Origin of the sequence: Cryobacterium sp. 10I1 (assembly GCF_035019805.1) — a bacterium.
Lineage (GTDB): Bacteria > Actinomycetota > Actinomycetes > Actinomycetales > Microbacteriaceae > Cryobacterium > Cryobacterium glucosi.
Genome location: NZ_JASJVF010000225.1, coordinates 1 through 5,295 on the forward strand (window position 1 = coordinate 1; position 5,295 = coordinate 5,295).

4 protein-coding genes and 1 pseudogene are annotated in these 5,295 nt (G+C 66.3%); 4 read left to right on the forward strand and 1 reads right to left on the reverse strand.

Annotated features, from left to right (window positions below; all coding sequences use genetic code 11):
- Positions 1-289: pseudogene (locus QN345_RS15155) on the forward strand (LLM class F420-dependent oxidoreductase); the annotation flags it as partial.
- A 132-nt stretch (positions 290-421) separates the two neighbouring features.
- On the opposite strand, the gene QN345_RS15160 reads toward QN345_RS15155, so the two are convergent.
- A complete protein-coding gene (locus tag QN345_RS15160; RefSeq protein ID WP_134449162.1) occupies positions 422-1,450 on the reverse strand; it encodes a LacI family DNA-binding transcriptional regulator in 1,029 nt (342 codons plus the stop codon).
- A gap of 306 nt (positions 1,451-1,756) precedes the next feature.
- On the opposite strand from QN345_RS15160, the gene QN345_RS15165 reads away from it, so the two are divergent.
- From QN345_RS15165 to QN345_RS15175, 3 genes are all read left to right on the forward strand, one after another.
- Positions 1,757-3,088, forward strand: a complete 1,332-nt coding sequence (locus QN345_RS15165) for an ABC transporter substrate-binding protein (protein ID WP_134560671.1) — start codon at positions 1,757-1,759, stop codon at positions 3,086-3,088.
- A gap of 84 nt (positions 3,089-3,172) precedes the next feature.
- Positions 3,173-4,300 carry a sugar ABC transporter permease gene (locus QN345_RS15170; protein WP_323505291.1) on the forward strand — a complete coding sequence of 376 codons (1,128 nt, stop codon included), beginning with the start codon at positions 3,173-3,175 and terminating at the stop codon, positions 4,298-4,300.
- A complete protein-coding gene (locus QN345_RS15175; protein WP_174774658.1) occupies positions 4,297-5,226 on the forward strand; it encodes a carbohydrate ABC transporter permease in 930 nt (309 codons plus the stop codon). The genes QN345_RS15170 and QN345_RS15175 overlap by 4 nt, the downstream gene beginning before the upstream one ends.
- The last annotated feature ends 69 nt before the right edge of the window (positions 5,227-5,295 follow it).

Sequence of the window (5,295 nt, forward strand, 5' to 3'; positions counted from 1 at the left end):
GGCGTGTGCGACGATCGGGCGGGACCCGGGGGAGTTGCACTATTCCGTGGCGCTCATCGCGGTCGCCGGGCGCGATGAGTCCGAGTTCGCACGCCGGGCCGCCGCGGTCGGCCGGGAGCCCGCCGAGCTGCGCGAGCACGGCCTCGCCGGTACCGCCGCGGAGATCGTCGACCGTCTCGGCGCCCTCGCAGAAGCCGGCGTCGACACCGTCTACCTTCAGATCATGGACCTCGCCGACCTGGACCACCTCGACTTCATCGCCCGCGAGGTCGCACCCCGGCTTCCCTGAGCGTTCGAGCGCGGCTGTGGCCGGGCGCGGGGTTCCGCGAGAGTACACTTTCGGCCCCTAAACCGCGGGTTAAGGGCCACAAGTGCACTCTCGCGAGCAGGGGGCGGTGCGGGGCGGATGCTGCGGAGCGGGTCAGGCGGACTCGCGCAGCACCAGGCTGGTCGGCATGATGTTGCGGTGCGGCACGGTCTCGTCGTCCGCGAGCAGGCGCAGGAGCAGGTCCGCCATTGCGAAGCCCATCTCCTTCGAGGGCTGGCTCACGGTGGTCATCCCGATCGGCCCCGAGGTGGCTGCCGGGCTGTCGTCGTATGCGACAACCGCGATGTCCCTCGGCACGGCCCTGCCCAGCTCGGCGAGGACGCCGAGCGCGCCGGTCGCCATCAGGTCACTCGCCACGAAGAGGGCGTCGATGTCCGGGCAGCGCTCGAGCAGGCGGCGGGTGGCCGCCGCGGCACCGGAGGCCGTGAAGTCGGCGTGCTCGACGGCATCCGTCGCGAGGCCCGCGTTCTCGAGCACCCGGCGGAACCCGGTGAGGCGGTCGATGCCTGCCGGCATGTCGACGGGCCCGGTGATCGTGCCGATCCGGCGCCTGCCGATGTCGACAAGGTGCTGGACGCCGCTCATGGAGCCCGCGATGTTGTCGACGTCGACGAAGTAGTTGTTCGCGCCGGAGTCGTTGGTCGGGCGCCCACCGAAGACGACCGGCATCGTGGATTCGAGGTCGGCGACGAAGTTGTCCCCGGTGTGGTGCGAGATGACGAGTGCCCCGTCGACGTTTCCCGCGCGCAGGTAACGCATGGTCTTGTGACGCGGGTCAGTCGAGGCGACCAGAAGGTTGAGCGTGTAGTCGCTCTCGTCGAGGCGCTGGGTGATGCCCTGCACGACGGCGGCGAAGTAGGGATCGCCGAAGAACTTCGTCATGTCTTCCGGCACGACGAGGGCGACCGACTGGGTCTGCCGGCTGGCAAGCGAGCGGGCAGCGCGGTTGGGCACGTAATTGAGCCGTTCGATCGCGGCCGTGACCGACACGACGACCTCGGGCCGCACCTTGGGCGACCCGTTGACGACGCGGCTCACGGTGGCGCGGGACACGCCGGCCTCGGCCGCCACCATTTCGAGCGTCGGCTGCGGCGGACGCGCGTTGCGGACTCCCGATGTCATGGGGTCAGTCTATTTGGATGCGCGCAGCGCGCTGGCACACCGGAGCCGGAGCGCCGTCCCGAGGCGGGCGCGGGGCACTCCGCAGGGTCGCGGCCGAATGGGTTTCGTGTCGCCTTGACAAGGGATCGGTGGGTGACCTAGTGTTGCGTTGATCAGTGAGAGCGCTCTCATACCAAAATGAGAGCGCTCTCACAACCCCGTTGGGCGGGCGCCTCTCCCTGAGAGCCACCCGCCAGGCGCCGGTCGCTTGCAACACACATTTCTCGCATTACACACACGCACAAACACGCACACAAAGGAGTGACAGTGAAGTTCTCACGACGCACCAAGGTCGGGGCAGCAGTAGCCTGCGCCGCATCCTTCGCCCTCATTGCGACGGGCTGTTCATCGGCAGGAACCGGCACCTCAGCCAGTGCCGCACCGGTCGAGCTGACCGTCACGACGTTCGGCACCATGGGCATGGATGCTCTCTACGCCCAGTACGAGGCCTCGCACCCCGGTATCACCATCAAGGCCAACAACATCGACACCGGTGGCAATGCCCAGACGGATGCCTTCACCAAGATCGCGGCAGGCAGCGGCCTCTCCGACGTTCTCGCCGTCGAGGAAGGCTGGCTGGGCGCGATTCAGAACGTCTCGAGCCAGTTCACCGACCTCAAGGCTTACGGTGCAGACTCGGTCAAGGACCGCTGGGTTTCGTGGAAGGTCGACCAGGCCACCGACAAGGACGGTCGCATCATCGGATACGGCACGGACATCGGCCCGGAGGGCATCTGCTACAACAGCAAGGCCTTCGCAGCAGCCGGTCTCCCGACCGACCGCGCCGCAGTCGCCACCCTGCTCGGGGGCAGCGGCTCCACCTGGGACAAGTACTTCGCGGTGGGCGAGCAGTACCAGAAGGCAACCGGCAAGGCGTGGTTCGACCAGTCCGGCTTCATCTGGAACTCGATGGTCAACCAGCTCCCCGAGGGCTATTACACCAAGGACGGCAAGCTCAACGTCGAGAACAACGCAGACCTGAAGTCCGCATGGACGAAGCTCGCCGCCGCAAACGCGGCCGGCCTCTCCGCCAAGCAGACCCAGTGGGACTGGAACAAGGGCACGTCGTTCACCGACGGCACCTTCGCAACCTTCATGTGCCCGGGCTGGATGCTCGGAGTGGTCCAGGGCCAGGTCAAGACCGCCGGCGGCGACGCCGTCGGCGCGACGGCCGGCTGGGACTTCGCCGACGTCTTCCCCGGAGGAGCCGCCAACTGGGGCGGGTCGTTCCTGACCGTTCCGACGCAGTCGAAGCACCCGAAGGAAGCCGCTGAACTGGCCACCTGGCTGACCGACGCCAAGCAGGAAGTCGCCGAATTCCAGGCGGCAGGCGCGTTCCCGAGCGTCACGGCCGCCCAGACCGATCCTGCACTCGCTGCGGGGACCGGCATCTCGGCCTTCTTCAACGACGCACCGATCGCATCCATCCTGAGCAAGCGCGCCGATGGCGTGAAGGCCCAGTACAAGGGACCGGATGACTCCACGATCCAGGAGAAGGTCTTCGGACCGTCCACGATCTCCCTCGATCAGGGCGTGTCAGGCGACAAGGCCTGGTCCGACGCCATGACGCTGTTCAACCAGCTCATCGTCAACAAGTAGCAGCAAGCATCCGCTCGGTGGGAGTGCCCCGGTACCTGCGCCCGCAGGCGCCGGGGCACTCCCGCTCGAAGGCAGAAAGCCACCATGACACTCACACGTGAACCAGAAGCCAGCAGCCCGCCGCGGCCCGACCGTACCGGTCGCAAGAGCGCCCTCACCTACAAGCACCGGCTCAGCCGCCTGGACGTGAAGCTCTCGCCCTACCTGTACATCTCGCCGTTCTTCGTGCTCTTCGGCGTCGTCGGCCTGTTCCCGCTGGTGTACACCTTCGTGGTGTCGCTCAACCACTGGAACCTGCTGAGCGGCCCGGGGGAGTGGGTCGGATTCGACAACTACGCCGCCGAACTGAACGACCCGCTGTTCTGGAACTCGCTGTTCAACACGATGAGCATCTTCCTGCTCTCGAGCATCCCGCAGCTCATCGCCGCGACCTTCATCGCCGCGGTTCTCGACCAGAACCTGCGGGCCAAGACCTTCTGGCGCATGAGCGTCCTGATCCCGTACGTGGTGACTCCGGTCGCCGTCGCGCTGATCTTCTCGAACATGTTCAGCGAGCAGAACGGCATGATCAACCACCTCCTGAGCTTCGTCGGCGTCGATCCGGTGATGTGGAAGACGGATGTCTTCCCCAGTCACATCGCGATCGCCAGCATGGTGAACTGGCGCTGGACCGGGTACAACGCCCTCATCCTCCTCGCCGCCATGCAATCGGTGCCGCGCGACATCCACGAATCGGCAGCCCTCGACGGGGCCGGATTCTTCCGCCGGTTCTTCTCGATCACGCTGCCGAGCATCCGCCCCACCATGATCTTCGTGATCATCACCGCCACCATCGGTGGCCTGCAGATCTTCACGGAGCCTCGCCTGTACGATGCGACGACCCCGACGCCGGGCGGCGCCCACCGGCAATTCCAGACCACCGTGCTCTATCTCTGGGAGATGGCGTTCCAGCGGCAGAACTTCGGCAAGGCCTCGGCCGTCGCCTTCATCCTGTTCCTCATCATCGTGGCGTTCGGCGTCCTGAACTTCCTGATTTCTCAGCGCATCGCCACCACGGATTCCCGCACGGACGTCAAGTCTGCGAAACGGGTGCTGCGGCGCAAGGCCGCGGCCGACCGGGAGGCTGCACTGGCGGCATCCGGAGCGGGCGAGCCCGTTGATTCCCCTCCATCCAGCACGCTCCCCACCGGCGCGAAGGAGTCCAGATCATGACCGGCACACTCACCCCAACTCCCACCGAGCCGGTTCGGCCGGCCCGGCCCGTCAAGCCCCGCGCCGAGAAGAACCCCGCCGGGCGGATGAAGGGCCACAAGGGCCTGGGGATCGACAGACGACCCGGTTTCCTCACGTACGGCATCCTGCTCGCCCTGTTCCTCGGTGGTGCGTACCCGCTCTGGTGGTCGGTCGTCGTCGGCTCGAGCTCATCATCCGTATTGAGCCAGGAATGGCCGCCGCTCCTCCCGGGCGGACAGTTCTGGATCAACGTCGCCGCCGTCTTCGACACGATCCCGTTCTGGCAGGCGCTGCTCAACAGCGTCGTGGTGTCGACGATCATCACGGTCTCCGTGGTCTCGTTCTCCACGCTCGCCGGCTACGCCTTTGCGAAGCTGCGCTTCCGAGGCAGCAACGGGCTGATGGTCTTCGTCGTCGGGACCATGGCGATTCCCACCCAGCTCGGGATCATCCCGTTGTTCATCCTGATGCGTCAGTTCGGCTGGACCGGTTCCGTCGGTGCCATCATCATCCCGACCCTCGTCACCGCGTTCGGCGTGTTCTTCATGCGGCAGTACCTCGTCGACGTCATCCCCGACGAGCTCATCGAGGCAGCCCGTGTCGACGGCGCGAACATGATCACGACCTTCTGGAACGTCGCGGTGCCCGCGGCACGACCGGCGATGGCGATCCTCTCGCTGTTCACCTTCATGATGGCCTGGACGGACTTCCTCTGGCCGATGATCGTGTCCCCGCAGAACCCGACACTCCAGGTCGCGCTCAGCCAGCTCCAGTCCGCCAAGTACGTGGACTATTCCGTCGTCCTCGCCGGCGCCGTGCTCGCGACGCTTCCCCTGCTGATCCTGTTCGTCCTCGCCGGCAAGCAGCTCATCTCCGGCATCATGGCGGGCGCCGTCAAGGGCTGATTCCCGTCCGATCAGAAACGCGAAAGCGGGTGAATCGTCGTTCTCGAATGGTGAGAACGACGATTCACC